Source organism: Shewanella sp. SM71, from assembly GCF_025653905.1.
GTDB lineage: Bacteria > Pseudomonadota > Gammaproteobacteria > Enterobacterales > Shewanellaceae > Shewanella > Shewanella oncorhynchi.
The window spans coordinates 1-14,411 of sequence record NZ_JAKKRW010000019.1 but is presented as its reverse complement, the minus strand read 5'-3'; the positions used below and the strand labels follow the sequence as shown (position 1 = coordinate 14,411).

Annotated in this window: 13 protein-coding genes; 6 read left to right on the top strand and 7 right to left on the bottom strand. The window is 47.6% G+C overall.

Annotation, left to right across the window (positions count from 1 at the left end; all coding sequences use genetic code 11):
• Window positions 1-98: 98 nt before the first annotated feature.
• From L5L97_RS17240 to lptM, 6 genes are all read right to left on the bottom strand, one after another.
• Window positions 99-830 carry an HAD-IA family hydrolase gene (locus tag L5L97_RS17240; protein ID WP_263183098.1) on the bottom strand — a complete coding sequence of 244 codons (732 nt, stop codon included), beginning with the start codon at window positions 828-830 and terminating at the stop codon, window positions 99-101.
• On the bottom strand, window positions 830-1,750 hold the full coding sequence (gene xerC, locus L5L97_RS17235; protein WP_131523372.1) for a tyrosine recombinase XerC: 921 nt from the start codon (window positions 1,748-1,750) through the stop codon (window positions 830-832). The genes L5L97_RS17240 and xerC overlap by 1 nt, the downstream gene beginning before the upstream one ends.
• Window positions 1,751-1,807: 57 nt before the next feature.
• Entirely contained in the window at window positions 1,808-2,437 is a 630-nt protein-coding gene (locus tag L5L97_RS17230; RefSeq protein ID WP_263183097.1) for a DUF484 family protein, read from the bottom strand.
• Window positions 2,434-3,261 (bottom strand): diaminopimelate epimerase, encoded by an 828-nt coding sequence (gene dapF / locus L5L97_RS17225; RefSeq protein ID WP_105250436.1) that lies wholly within the window; start codon window positions 3,259-3,261, stop codon window positions 2,434-2,436. Before dapF ends, L5L97_RS17230 begins: the two co-directional genes overlap by 4 nt.
• A gap of 76 nt (window positions 3,262-3,337) precedes the next feature.
• Window positions 3,338-4,582: a diaminopimelate decarboxylase gene (lysA, locus tag L5L97_RS17220; RefSeq protein WP_131523370.1), complete on the bottom strand. Its 1,245-nt coding sequence runs from the start codon at window positions 4,580-4,582 to the stop codon at window positions 3,338-3,340.
• A gap of 57 nt (window positions 4,583-4,639) precedes the next feature.
• Window positions 4,640-4,831 carry an LPS translocon maturation chaperone LptM gene (gene lptM, locus L5L97_RS17215; protein WP_168825920.1) on the bottom strand — a complete coding sequence of 64 codons (192 nt, stop codon included), beginning with the start codon at window positions 4,829-4,831 and terminating at the stop codon, window positions 4,640-4,642.
• Window positions 4,832-4,910: 79 nt separating this feature from the next.
• Here lptM and cyaY point away from each other — a divergent pair, with 79 nt between their 5' ends.
• Window positions 4,911-5,240, top strand: a complete 330-nt coding sequence (gene cyaY, locus L5L97_RS17210; RefSeq protein WP_131523369.1) for an iron donor protein CyaY — start codon at window positions 4,911-4,913, stop codon at window positions 5,238-5,240.
• Window positions 5,241-5,307: 67 nt separating this feature from the next.
• On the opposite strand, the gene L5L97_RS17205 is transcribed toward cyaY, so the two are convergent.
• Entirely contained in the window at window positions 5,308-7,719 is a 2,412-nt protein-coding gene (locus L5L97_RS17205) for a class I adenylate cyclase (RefSeq protein ID WP_263183093.1), read from the bottom strand.
• 202 nt (window positions 7,720-7,921) lie between these two features.
• Between L5L97_RS17205 and hemC the strand changes: the two genes are divergently transcribed.
• The 5 genes from hemC to L5L97_RS17180 form a co-directional block, all read left to right on the top strand.
• On the top strand, window positions 7,922-8,854 hold the full coding sequence (gene hemC, locus L5L97_RS17200; RefSeq protein ID WP_105250441.1) for a hydroxymethylbilane synthase: 933 nt from the start codon (window positions 7,922-7,924) through the stop codon (window positions 8,852-8,854).
• A 4-nt stretch (window positions 8,855-8,858) separates the two neighbouring features.
• Window positions 8,859-9,599, top strand: coding sequence for a uroporphyrinogen-III synthase (locus L5L97_RS17195; protein WP_263142975.1), 741 nt, complete (start codon window positions 8,859-8,861; stop codon window positions 9,597-9,599).
• A gap of 60 nt (window positions 9,600-9,659) precedes the next feature.
• Window positions 9,660-10,841: a uroporphyrinogen-III C-methyltransferase gene (locus tag L5L97_RS17190; RefSeq protein ID WP_263183090.1), complete on the top strand. Its 1,182-nt coding sequence runs from the start codon at window positions 9,660-9,662 to the stop codon at window positions 10,839-10,841.
• The gene (locus L5L97_RS17185; RefSeq protein ID WP_263142979.1) at window positions 10,838-12,004 is read left to right on the top strand and encodes a heme biosynthesis HemY N-terminal domain-containing protein; all 1,167 of its coding nucleotides are present in this window, start codon (window positions 10,838-10,840) and stop codon (window positions 12,002-12,004) included. Before L5L97_RS17190 ends, L5L97_RS17185 begins: the two co-directional genes overlap by 4 nt.
• 432 nt (window positions 12,005-12,436) lie before the next feature.
• Window positions 12,437-14,411 (top strand): retention module-containing protein (locus tag L5L97_RS17180; protein WP_263187176.1); only part of this gene is annotated, 1,975 nt, incomplete at its 3' end.

Here is a 14,411-nt window from a genome sequence, read left to right as displayed (position 1 = left end):
AGTGACTTTAGTGATATAAAACTTAACTTTAGTGCAAATTTGGCTGGCAAACCTTGATCTCAATCACCCAAAGATACAGATTAAAAATGCACGCTAAGCTAGTTTGCGTCGATAGCCAATACTTTTATCAAAGCGTCGAGGGAGGCGATTTCTAAATGGGGCAACAAGGCGGCTATCGGTAAGGAATCGACTCGACCAAAACTGGGATTTAGCCACACAGACTGGCACCCCGCCAATCGAGCACCACGAACGTCGGCATTCATGCTGTCGCCAACATGCAGTAAATGTTGCGGTGCAATCTTTAACCGCGAGCAAGCTAATGCGAACATGTCTTTAGCGGGTTTCATATGCACGCCATTACCTGGATGCAACACAAACTCGAAAGTTTCCCCTAAACCAATCCGCTCTGCGTCCACATTGCCATTGGTGATCCCGACTAATCTAAAATGCTGCGATAAGCGCTTGAGTAATAAGAGCACTTCGTCAGACACTTGGAAATGACTGCGGTAAAAATAAAAGCATGCTAATCCTTGCTCGGCGCCGCGTTCGGCTTCAGTCGCTGAATACCCTAATTGTATTAGGCCTTGGCGAAGCGTAGCTAAACGGGCGGCGCTAGTATCGTGGGCGAGCTCACGATTTTGCTGCAAAAGTTGCAGTTTTAGCCTGCGCCAATCATGGGGTTGCCACACCTGCGATAATGGATAAGTCTGCAACAGAAACGTCGCCAGCTCAGCCTCGGCATTTAAAATATGCGGCAGATTGTCGTACAAGGTATCGTCGAGATCGAAACTGATCGCTTGAATATGTTGAGGCCTAAGATAGCAACGCATTATTTATCCTGTGTTTTTTTCGCTCTAGGATGGGCGTTATCATACACCTTCGCTAAGTGTTGGAAATCCAAACTGGTGTAAATTTGTGTGGTCGCTAGGTTCGCATGACCCAATAATTCTTGCACCGCCCGCAAGTCGGCGCTCGCTTCTAACATGTGAGTGGCAAAGGAATGACGCAGCTTATGGGGATGTACTCGCACCGATAATGCCTGCTCTTGACCCCATTTAGCCATGCGCGCCTGAATACTGCGATGGGAAAGTCGCTTGCCTTTTTCTGTCACAAATAAGGCGTTATCTTCACAGGGGATCTGCTTTCGGCAATTGAGCCAATTCTGCAGCGCAGTAATCGCTAAACGACCGACAGGGACGATACGCTCCTTATTGCCTTTACCTAAGACTCGCACTTCTTTCAAATCATATTGCACACTGGATAAATTAAGTGCGGCGAGTTCCGCTAAACGTAAACCACTGGAATAAAACAACTCCATCATGGCTTTATCCCGCAGACTCAGCGGATCTGTACCTTCAATGTCCAGCAAGTGACTGATGGCATCGACATCGATATTCTTCGGCAGAGGTTTGGTTTGTTTGGGGGCACTTAAGCCTTTGGCGGGATTAAGCTCAATCACGCCTTCGCGCAGCAAAAATTCACCCCATTGTTTTACCGCCGATAAACACAGAGAAAGCGATCGTGGGCTTAAACCTTTGCGGTGCAATTTGGCTAACACTTGCTGCCAATGCTCGCGGCTCACATTGAGTAAATGCACGCCTTCGGGCAAGAGATCGCTACCGCGATTAAGCTCGTAAAGGTAATTCCGTACTGTATGGGCCGACAACTGCCGCTCGGTACTCAGATAACGTTCAAAGGTTTGTAACCATTGAGTATTTAATGCCGACACTTCGCCTGTTTGCGTACTCATATCGGTTTCCTCGTGGGTTTTGCCAAGCCTTGGGTGAGCAAAATCGCTCAACGGCCGTTACAGCTTGGCAAGCATATGCGCCAGTAAACGCCGCAACTGTTCCAGCAGCATGTTATCCATATCAGGATGAAAATGGGTGACATCTTGGCTAGCAATGGCAAAAATCACCGGGTTGTCTTCCGACAATTTAGTCAGTGCCACCGAACCCACTTCGCTACCAAATAACCGTTTGGCTTCTTGTTGCGTTAGCCGACCAAAATAGTGACCTTTATGCAGCCTTTGATCCCATATTGCCTTCATATCGGCATCGAGAACGCTGATCAAACGCACATGACTGAAATTAAACTGTAATTTTAAACTGTCGGCCAACACTTCTTTGAGTGACACAAGATCGGCACAATTCAGTAGCTGGAAGGATAACTCAGTATTGAATTGGTAAATTTTCTCGTTGCGCGCCGCCATCGTTAACAGACAGGTGATCTCTTCTTCCAACTGGCTGACTCGCTGGCGCAGCATTTCTTGACGACGTTCCACCAAAGAGATGGCGCCACGCTCCAGATGGGGCAGACGCATTGCCAGCAATAGCTCAGGATAGCGATTGAAAAAATCAGGATTATCCAGCAGATACTCGCGAATAATCAACTCATCAAAGGGCACATTCGTCTGCGGCATCAAAGGCTCTGTCATAACTGAATTTGTCCATCGTAAACATGCTGCGCTGGGCCCGTCATCCACAAAGGTTTCCCCTCGCCTTCCCAGTTGATGGTTAAAGTACCGCCGGGTAAATCCACCCGCACTTGCTGGCCGAGCTTCCCTTGCACTTGACCTACAACCACAGCTGCACACGCGCCAGTGCCACAGGCCAAAGTTTCGGCCGCACCACGTTCATACACCCGCAGCTTAATGTGGCCCGAATCCACTACTTGCATAAATCCCACATTCACACCACGGGGAAAGCGCTCATGCTTAGTGAGCATGGCACCAATTTCAGCAACAGCGGCGCTCGCCACATCTTCAACGTCGAGCACACAATGGGGATTGCCCATAGAAGCCGCGCCACATAAAAAGGTTTGCAGTGGTGTTTGCAGTAAATAGGTTTTTTCGGCTTTCTTGGCTTTAAAGGGGATCAGACTTGGTTCAAGAATAGGCACGCCCATATTCACGGTAACTGTGCCATCTCGCTCTAAACGCAGAGTCATCTTACCTGATGAAGTACTAACACGGATTTTACTCTTATTGGTCAATCCTTTATTGCGCACAAAACGGGCAAAACAGCGGGCGCCATTACCGCATTGTTCGACTTCAGTACCATCGGCATTGAAGATGCGATAATGAAAATCTAAATCGGGATCATAGGGTGGCTCAACCAACAGTAATTGATCGAAACCTATGCCAAAGTTACGGTCGGCTAAACGGCGGATCTGCTCAGGCGAAAAGAACACGTTCTGCGTGACCCCATCGACCACCATAAAATCGTTACCCAGTCCGTGCATCTTAGTGAATTGGATCAAGATACTTATCCTTTAAGCCGAGGCGCCGCTCATTAAGTATGAAACCAAGCGCCTGAATCAATATAATTTTTCTAGTTTACGGCAGGAGTTGCTCACCTTGCCAGAGCTGAGACAATTTTTCTCGCTCACGCACTAAGAAAGCGTGCTCACCATCGACCATGACTTCGGCCGCACGAGGACGCGTGTTGTAGTTAGAGGCCATCGCAAAACCATAGGCACCACTCGAACGCACTGCCAGTAAATCCCCTGCCACTAAAGCCAGCTTGCGATCTTTACCTAAAAAGTCACCTGTTTCGCAGACTGGACCAACAATATCAAACTCATAGGCCTCAGAGTCCCTTGGCACGACTGGGATAATATTTTGCCATGCGCTGTAAAGTGCTGGGCGAATTAAGTCATTCATCGCGCCATCGACAATCGCAAAACGCTTGTCGCTGTTTTCTTTCAGATAAAGCACCTGAGTAACAAAAATCCCCGCATTGGCGGCAATCGCACGGCCCGGTTCGAAGATCAGCTTAAGTTGACGGTCGCCCAAACGCGCTAATATGGCGGCGGCATACACATCAGGGTGCGGCGGGGTTTCAGCATCATAGGTCACACCTAAACCGCCACCCACATCAAAATGCTCGATGACGATACCTTGTTCAGCCAGACGATCGATCAACGCTAGCATACGATCCATTGCATCGAGGAAAGGTTGAATTTCTGTCAATTGCGAACCGATATGGCAATCGACACCTTTCACTTTTAAATGTGGCAAAGCATGGGCACGGGCGAAGACGGTTTCGGCCTCATCCATAGCGATACCGAATTTATTTTCTTTAAGACCAGTCGAAATATAGGGGTGAGTACCCGCATCCACATCGGGATTGACTCGCAAGGAAACTGGCGCCACTTTACCTAAACGACCTGCGACCAAATTTAACTGCTCAAGCTCGGCGCTCGACTCGACGTTAAAGCAATAAATGCCCAGATTAAGTGCCTGTTCCATTTCGGCCGCAGTTTTACCCACGCCAGAGAACACCACTTTAGCGGGATCGCCGCCCGCTTCAATCACTCTTGCTAACTCGCCACCCGAAACGATATCAAAACCACTGCCTAAACGTGCTAACACATTCAGTACGGCCAAGTTCGAATTAGCTTTAACCGCGTAACAAATCAAATGTGGATGATCTGCCACGGCGTTATTAAAGGCATGCCAATGGCGCTCTAGCGTGGCGCGGGAATAGATATACAGCGGCGTACCATAGGTTTGAGCTAAGTCGGCGACCTGGCAGCCTTCTGCGTGCAGGGCATTTTGTTGGTAGAGAAAGTGATCCAATGTCTGATTCCTTACTGCGCTTTATCGCTGCGATAGTGATGATAGTTATAGCTGCTATTATTGTTGTGTTTTTTGTACTTCGATGGCTCGAATTTCGGTTTTAATCTCTTCTACTTCAGGCTCAGGTTTAGACGCCTCAACCTTTTTAGGCTGATTCACCTCTGTGGCCGGAGATCGATAGAGGGGGCCCTTCTGGCCGCATGCAGTAATGAATAGGCTACCAAGCAATAACAATAAAAACAGTCTCATTTTTCTCAACATCTGTGCATCTGGTGACTAATGGCCTTATAATCGCACCCATCTTGACGAAAGCAAAGGACAGAAATGCATGGCCATGACAGATACAGAATTTCACCAGCTCGCCGATGACATGTTCCAAGCCATAGAAAATGCGATTGAAACTGCGATTGATGATCAAGATGCCGATCTTGATATCGATGCCAGTGGCAACGTATTGCAATTAGAATTTGTTGATGGCTCTAAGATAGTGATCAACAAGCAAGAACCTTTGCATGAGATTTGGGTCGCCACACGCTTTGGTGGATATCACTTTGGTTTTGTTGAAGGTAAATGGATGGACGGACGAAATGGCGGCGAGTTTATGCCATTCGTGCAAGAGTCTATCGAGCGCCAAGGCGGCATTAAGCTTAGCTTCTAATCTAAGCCTGTCGTAGTGCAAAACAATAATGGGAGCCTTGGCTCCCATTATTTATGTTAAAAACCAGCTAAAACTCAGTGTCTTGATCGCTAACATCGATACCGAAAGGCGCCACCGTTAACTCTCCGGCTACCCGCACTAAATGGAAAAATTGCGGAATATTAAACCGCGCCCGTGAAGCATAATGCTCATCGAACACATAGTGATGGCTCACTTTATTTACCAACTCGGCCATATTTGATCCCGCCTGCACGTAATGGCTTAGTTGATTTTCCTCATCGAGGATAAATACATCCAAGTTATCGACCCGTTGGCGTAGAAAATACTGAATCGCGCCTTTAGCCGCATAGTTTTGCACCACTTTCGGCATACTCGAAAAGGGATCGTCACCTAATTCAGGCCGCGGCAATAGTACAAGATGACTGCGGGATAACTGTTGATAAAATGACTTGGCATCGCTCAAGTCCTGATAAGCCATACCTAAAGGATTAAAAAAGATCCCATAGCGAGTACGACTTATCTGCAGTGGCTGCACTAAGGTGCTGGATTGCTGCACTTGTTGGCACAAACGCATGGTTTGTTTTAGTAGATTTTTCACTGCTAATTTAAGCTGTGGGCGTAACTTCTGTGAACAGCTGATCACATCCATATCCACAGGTAAACTGGCCCGTCTTAGCCCCGGCGTTACAAAGGCTAAAGCTTGCAATACCGCGGTATCGCCTTCGAAGCGATGACACTGCCATTCACCCCAACTATTCAAGCAAATCGCATCTAACGCACCAAGCATATTGGCTTTTTTACGCCCGAGTGAGAACACGTTCGCATTCATCACATCGACCATCATTTCCTGTCCTTGCCATTCAATGGTGGGATCGCAATCCAGATTGAGCACGAAAATCAGCTTACGAAAATGCCATGGCTGACATAAGTCACGTTTAGATACACGCCAATCGTGGTCGATAAAATTCAGTAACCGCTTAGAAGCTTCGGTAAGCCGTTTCGACTTTGCCTTACTCTGACCATATTCATGCCATTGAGTACTCGGCGTCGAGATCCCATTTAAACATGCCCAAATAATTAAAGCTGAAGGGGTTTTTCCCTTACATATTGCCGACTCGCCTAACAAATTTTGTGGCTGAGGCCCTTGTCGATACAGATAATATTGGCGCTCGCGGGAGCTTGAGACCATAGTCACTTCGGACTCAGCGACTGAAGCACTCCACAGCAGATTCAGCTTAGCGATTTGGTCTTCATCTTGACTAAAATAGGTATGCAACTTGCGTGTCAGCATTCCCAAATCTTCGATCCGCAAACCTTCATTTAACTCATGTGTCGATGCGAAGCGTAATAAGGTTTGGTAGCTCGCTAATAACAATTCATTCAGTTGCTCGTTAAACCAATTGAGCTGGCCACTATGCCAATGTTCACAATTGTCTAAAGTGCTAATCAGACTATCTGGCCATTGCCAATCCTGCACCAGCTTTTGCAATTTAGGATAACGCCAATCTTTGCCCTCTTGGGTTCGACTCAAGTGCACGCCACATTTTAAATAGAAGCAGCGCCGCACTATCTCTAGTCGGCGAGTATCATTCTGCTTAAGTAAATAGGTTTCGATAATCTCATAGATAGAGTAATAGGCATCATTCGACGTCGAAAAATCACCGGCGAGCGTTTTCTGCCATAAGTGATCACAAAGCAGAGTTGAATGGGGATAATCACTGGCATAAGCCTCGAGTAGCAATACTTTAATCAGCGCCTTATGGGGCTTTTCTAAGCCCTTATAGAGCTGCCATAACGAAGCACCAAAGTACTCACTCGCAGGTAATTCATGTACATCGCCTAGAGACAAGAGCGCAGGATTGAGTTTAGCGTCTGGCCACCATGCAATCGTTTTACCCGCCAAACGAATTTGGCTGCGATAAAACTCTTCAAGTAATAACCAATGTTGCATACTACCGCTATGCTCATGGGCCATCGCTGATTGACATCCACGAACGGCTTTACCGCCACAAAACTGCTGCGGATGAACTAAGTAAAAATTCACCTCAAACTGATACTCGGCAAACCAAGCAGTCAATCGAGTCGCTTTAATCTTGATTAGCGCCAAATCCTCAGCACACAGATCGGCCCTATGTACTAACCAAACATCGACATCGCTCTTGGCATTTTGACCAAAACTGCCAGTACTCCCCATCGCATAAACGCCTTCAAAGGCATTGATATCCGCTTCTTGAGTAGTAAAAGGCAGCGAGAACACATCGCAGGCCTGGGACTCTGTCTCACCAACCTGATACTCGTTGATTCCACAGGGCGTATTGGCGGCATGATAGCCAGGATACTGAACACCGTTCTGGTGAATTAAAAAAGGGATCAAATGGAATAAGTGTTTTTGTAGCGGCGATAGCAAAGCTAGGGCGCGTGCAATACGTACCTTATTAAGTCTTTCTGCTATATCAGGAAACTGTATTTGCCGATCCATTCAAAAACACAACACTTAAGCACTTATGGGAAATGTGCTCATGTTAACACTTTTACAAACTCGAGCAACTAAACGTGAAGCCCGTCACACTTTCACGGTATCTAGAACATCGCCAACTTCAAAGAATCGATACGGCTTCCTTACATAAACGATTTGCCAATGTTAGCATTGGCGCAACTAAGATCTTTGATGGAAACTAGGCATGTCTGAGAACCGCATACGTATCGCAACCCGCAAGAGTCCGCTGGCCATGTGGCAAGCTGAATTTGTTAAAGCCGAATTAGAACGCATTCACCCCGGTATTGTGGTGGAATTGCTGCCAATGAGCACTAAGGGCGACGTTATCTTAGATACGCCGCTAGCCAAAGTGGGCGGTAAAGGGTTGTTCGTCAAAGAGCTTGAAGTCGCCATGTTAGACGATCTTGCCGATATCGCGGTGCATTCAATGAAAGACGTACCCGTCGACTTCCCAGAAGGCTTAGGCCTTGAAGTTATTTGCGAGCGCGAAGATCCCCGCGATGCCTTTGTATCGAATTTATATAAAACGATCAGCGAATTACCATTAGGCGCAACTGTGGGCACCTCGAGCCTACGTCGTCAATGCCAACTGCGCGCATCACGCCCTGACCTTATTATCAAAGATTTACGCGGTAACGTAGGCACTCGTTTAGCTAAACTTGATAACGGCGAATACGATGCCATTATTCTTGCCGCTGCTGGCTTAATTCGCCTGAAATTGTCTGAGCGGATTGCTAGCTTTATCTCTGCTGAAGAATCCTTGCCCGCCAACGGCCAAGGTGCTGTGGGTATCGAATGTCGCACCAATGACGAACGCGTTAAGGCCCTACTGGCACCATTAGAACATTTAGAAACGCGCTACCGTGTGATTGCCGAGCGCGCGATGAACACGCGCCTAGAAGGTGGATGCCAAGTGCCGATTGGCGCATTTGCCGAAATCAATGGTGATGAGATGACATTACGCGGCCTAGTCGGTAACCCTGATGGTAGTGAAATCATCGAAGGCGTGATCACAGGTCCAAAAACCGACGCCACGCAATTAGGGGTTGCCCTTGCCGAAGAGCTATTGAGCAAAGGCGCAAAAAGCATACTCGACGCTGTTTACGCTAAAGCATAAGTCGATGAAAGTCTTACTGACGCGCCCAGAAGGGCGCAATCAGTCCATGATCGATGCCTTGAATCAACAAGGCATTAGCCATTGGGTTACACCTCTACTGTGTGTCGAAGCAACGCCGCCCATCACAACGAATAACTCGCACCCACTGGCACACGCCGATATGATTATCTGTATCAGCGCTAATGCAGTCAGCTTTGCCGACTATGCCTTAACAACCGCTCATTCTCGAATAAAAGGCTGGCCTCAAGCTCAATATTTCGCCGTAGGTCATGCGACTTGGGAAGCATTAAATCAGCTCGGCATTGAAGCCCTCGAAGCCCCAGATGATTGTCAGCAGACCGAAGGTCTACTCACGCTCGCGCCTTTGCAAGATATTAAAGGTAAGCAGATTACGATCATACGTGGCGTTGGTGGCCGTGAAGCCTTAGCTGAACGACTGGCTGAGCGCGGGGCAACAGTGCGCTATTGGGAAGTATATCAACGGGCTTGTCCACCACTCAATGGACAACAGATCGCACAACAATGGCAAGAGTTTGGCATCGACACTATTGTCGTCACCAGCGGTGAAGTACTGGATAACCTGATTAATCTAGTGCCAAAAGAGTTATTTGCATGGCTGCGCTCATGTCATATCATAGTCCCAAGTAACCGAGTAGAAGCTCAAGCTCACGCCTTTGGTATAACCCAAGTCACCAATGCCAATGCCGCCAACAGCAAAGCCGTGCTAAACGCCCTTAAACTCTAAGCGCTATTTAGCCCGATTTAACTCGAATTTCGGCAGTAGCATGTTTTCAAGGACTGTTAAATGGATAACAACAAGCACGACGCAAAGAGCCCTGAATTACAGGCTACCTCTATTATTGAACCATCAATAACGACTGATGACACGCCCGTAACTTCAGCGCCATCTTCTGAATCCCAAACAGCCAAAGCCACACCTTCAAGCACGCCGAGTCAAACGCCAGCATCCAATAGAAGCTCGTGGGCGATTCGCTTTGGGGTGTTATTAGCGCTGGGTTTAACCGCTTGCACCCTTGGCGGTGGTTTTATGCTGTACCAACAGATGCAACAGCAACTGCTGGCGCAGGATGCGAAAAATATCGCCCTGCAGGACCAATTACAGCAAGCCCTGCTACAACCCAACCAACGTATTGGCCAGCTTGAACAGCAACAACTGAATGATGCTAAGACCTATCAAGAATTAACAAAATTGGCAGAAGACCAAAATCAACTGCAGGACAGGATCAATAAACTTGCCCAACGCAGCCCAACGCATTGGATGGCGTCAGAAGCCGAATATCTAGTAAACATGGCGGGCCGTAAACTTTGGTTAGAAAAAGATCCCCGCACCGCCACCGATCTATTAAAATCGGCGGATGAAACCATCGCCGCCATGAACAATCCCGCTTTGCTACCTATTCGTAAGGCTCTAGCAAAAGATATCGCCGCGACTGCAAGTATTAAAACCACAGATATTGATGGTAGTGTATTAGCCCTCGATGCCTTAATTGAGCAACTCGATAAGCTGCCACTTAATCGCACCGATGCAGAAACCGATGCCCCTGAAGATACAAACATTACTGGCGATTTAAATGACTGGCAGAACAACTTAGGGAAGACGTGGAAAGCGTTAACCCAAGACTTTATCACCATACGCCATAGAACAGCCGATGCACCCGCTTTACTTGCTCCTGAGCAACAGTGGTATCTGATTGAAAATATTCGTCATAAACTGCTGCAATCTCAACTTGCGTTATACCGCTACGACAGAGCCGCTTATCACCAATCATTAATGATGGTGCGTAAGTGGATTCAAACCTATTTTGATACTCAAGATCACAGCACTGCTGAAGCCATCGCCAAAATCGATAAATTGGCGACATTAGAACTTGATCCTATTACTCTGAAATCCTTTGCCGCAAAACCTCTGCTATTACAGCTGACAAGCTATGGTGAGCTGACCTCATCAGAGGATGTGCCATTATGATCAAGATATTAATTTTCTTAGGGATAATATTGATAGGGCTCTGCATTAGCCCTTGGTTGGTGGGCAACACAGGTTATGTATACATTGCGGCAGGTGACTACCAGATTGAGACCAGTTTAGTCTTTGGGATCATTGCCTTAATTGTATTTTATGCCATGTTCCAAGTACTAGAATGGTTGGTGATTAGCGTCATTAATCTCATGCTGCGTAGCCGTTTTATTCCTCGCCACTGGCGCCGTCGCTCCGCGAAAAAGCATACCTTAATGGGTGCATTGGCTCTGGCAGAAGAAGATTGGCCAGCAGCAGAACGCGCTATGATAAAAGGCGCCGACAATGGCGAACTCCCTGCACTTAATTTACTTGCAGCGGCTCGTGCTGCCCAATATCAACAGAAAATAGCAGAGCGTGATCAATATCTTGACCGTGCAGCAACACAACCGCTGGCCGCGAATGCCGTCGCAACCACGCGTACTCGATATCTGTTAAAACAAGGAGAGTTAGCTTTAGCCCGCGCCGAGCTCGATAAATTAGCCCCCACAAGTAAGAGCAAAGCACCGGTACTCAAACTCGCCCTCGAGTTATATCAAGCACAAGAGGATTGGGATGCGCTCAAGCTATTGTTACCTATTTTGAAGAAGCGCCAGATCCTAGATGACACCCAGCTAAATGAACTCAATGTAATCACTCACTGCGCTTTACTCAAAGCCGCAACCATTAAAGGCGAAGAAGCCTTAGAAGAATGCTGGCAGTGGTTATCTCGCAGTGAGCGCAATCAGTCTGAGTTTTTGGCGATTTATGCTGTGGGTTTATGCCGCTTTAATCGCAAAGAGCAAGCGCTGAAGCTACTCTCGAAAAAATTACGTACTGCTCCTGAATCAGCGCTTTTAGAAGTCATTCCAGAAATAACGACAGCCCAAGATACAGAAATCCGTAAGCAGTTACTCAAGCATGAAATCACCCATGAGAATAATGCCGACTACCAGATGTGCTTAGCTAAACTTTATCAGCAAACACGGGATATGAAAGAAGCCAGAACCTGCTGGCAAAATGTTTGCCGACTCGAACCCACAAAAGCCTCTTGGTTGGCGCTTGCACGGATTCAAGAACAGTTAGGTGAACAAGGTAACGCAAATCAAAGTTATCGTCAGGCGGTTAATCTGTAGTTCTACAATGCCTGCAACCTAGTCGCCGTGATTTGAGTAACGAAAGATCACGGCACTTGCCAATGCAGACATATTAAAACCCACTTAACTTGCCAAAATGTTAAAAACTAGATTGTGTCGCTTCTTTTCCGTAAAAACCACTCCCCCAATCCAGATTAATTTCTTATAACGATGCTTAATCTTAGAGTTAAAAAGTACTAAATACGGCCCTTTTTATAGATATAGCTACTACATCTAGTTACAGGTCTAAAAATTGTCACTTTTGCGTATTAAGATCCGTAAAACCGCATAAGAACAGGCGACACAAGCGCGTCAAAAAATTGACTTAAGTCGTTTCGTTAGCTAAAATTCCACCACTTGTATCACAGTGCGACATATTTGTTGGACTTGTGCGTCTATGGATTAACACACTTTGGCTGTTGGGAGCTTACTATGGGATCGGTAATTACATCAAAGAAAGGTTTGCTTAAGTTAGTAAAAGGGCAAATCAATGTCGAAGTTGATGGTTCAAATCAACCCGCTAAGGATGGCGAACAACTCCCTAAAGGTGCTGTGCTCCATATTGGCGAAAACGCAACCTATGAAATTACCTTCGATGATGGCACTAAGCTATCAAATGAAGTCGCGCCCAGTGAAACTACTGCAGCAGCCTCTGGCACGGCTAACGAAGCAGCCCTAGATGAAATTCAAGCATTACAAGATCTTATTGCATCCGGTGAAGACCCAACTCAGAACCTACCAGAAACCGCAGCAGGCAACACACCAGGCAGTGATGGTAACTCGGGCTATGTCACTCTAGCCCGTAGCGGCACAGAAACCATTGCAGCTTCAGGCTACTCAACAAGCGGCCAAGCACTGACTGGAACGACGGTCAATATTCCACAATTCACCATTGCAGCAGACTCACCTTCAGCACTTGCTAATGACAGCAACACTTCCAATGAAGATACTGTAGCGACTGGCAATGTGCTCGATAACGACACTGATGTGGATTCTACTCTAAGTGTTGTGAGCTTCGAAATCAGCGGTACCACCTACGCAGCAGGCACAGAAGTGACTCTCGAAGGTGGTGTTTTAGTTTTAAATAGCGACGGCTCTTACACCTTCACACCGAATGAAAACTGGAATGGCCAAGTACCTGTCATTACCTACACAACCAACACGGGCTCAACTGCGACGCTAACCATTAATATCAGCCCTGTCGATGATCCTTCCATCCTTGCAAATGACAGCGCCACAGTTGCAGAAGACACTGCAGCAACAGGCAATGTGCTTGATAATGATTCCGATATCGACAGCACCCTGTCCGTTGTCAGCTTCACCGTGAATGGCGATACCGTTACCGCAGGCACCACGGTCGTCTTAGAAGGCGGCAGCTTAGTCATCAATGCCGATGGCTCTTACACCTTCACGCCTAATGAAAACTGGAATGGCCAAGTACCAGTCATTACCTACACCACTAACACGGGTTCAACGGCCACATTAACCATTAATGTGACCCCTGTTGATGATGCCTCTGCGTTAGCCAACGATACTAATACCGTTGATGAAGATACCGTTGCCACCGGTAACGTGCTCACCAATGACAGCGATGTGGATAATGAACTATCTGTGGTCAGCTTCACCGTGAATGGCGATACTGTTACAGCGGGCATCACCGTTTCCTTAGAAGGCGGCGACTTAGTCATCAATGCCGATGGCTCTTACACCTTCACACCCAATGAAAACTGGAATGGCCAAGTACCAGTCATCACCTACACCACTGACACTGGTTCAACAGCCACATTAACCATTAACGTCACCCCGGTTAGTGATCCTGCTTCCATTTCAGTCGGCGACAGCGATACTGGCACCGTCACCGAAGACGGCGATACCGACACCCTGCCAGGCACAGTACAAACGGTGGCCGGCACCTTAACCGTCACCGACGTCGACAACGGCGAAGCGGTMTTCCAAGTGCAAACCAATGTCGCCGATGGCAACTACGGTTTCTTCAGCATTGATGCCGACGGTAACTGGACCTACACCTTAAACAACAGCCACAGCGACGTGCAGTCACTCAAGGCRGGTGAAACCCTGACCCGTGACATCACGGTCACCAGTGCCGATGGCACCGCCAGCCACACCGTGACCATCACCATTGTCGGCGCGAACGATCCCGCTGACATCACGSTCGGTAACGGCGACAGCGATGCYGGCACCGTCACCGAAGACGGCGATACCGACACCYTGCCAGGCACAGTACAAACGGTGGCCGGCACCTTAACCGTCACCGACGTCGACAACGGCGAAGCGGTMTTCCAAGTGCAAACCAATGTCGCCGATGGCAACTACGGTTTCTTCAGCATTGATGCCGACGGTAACTGGACCTACACCTTAAACAACAGCCACAGCGACGTGCAGTCAC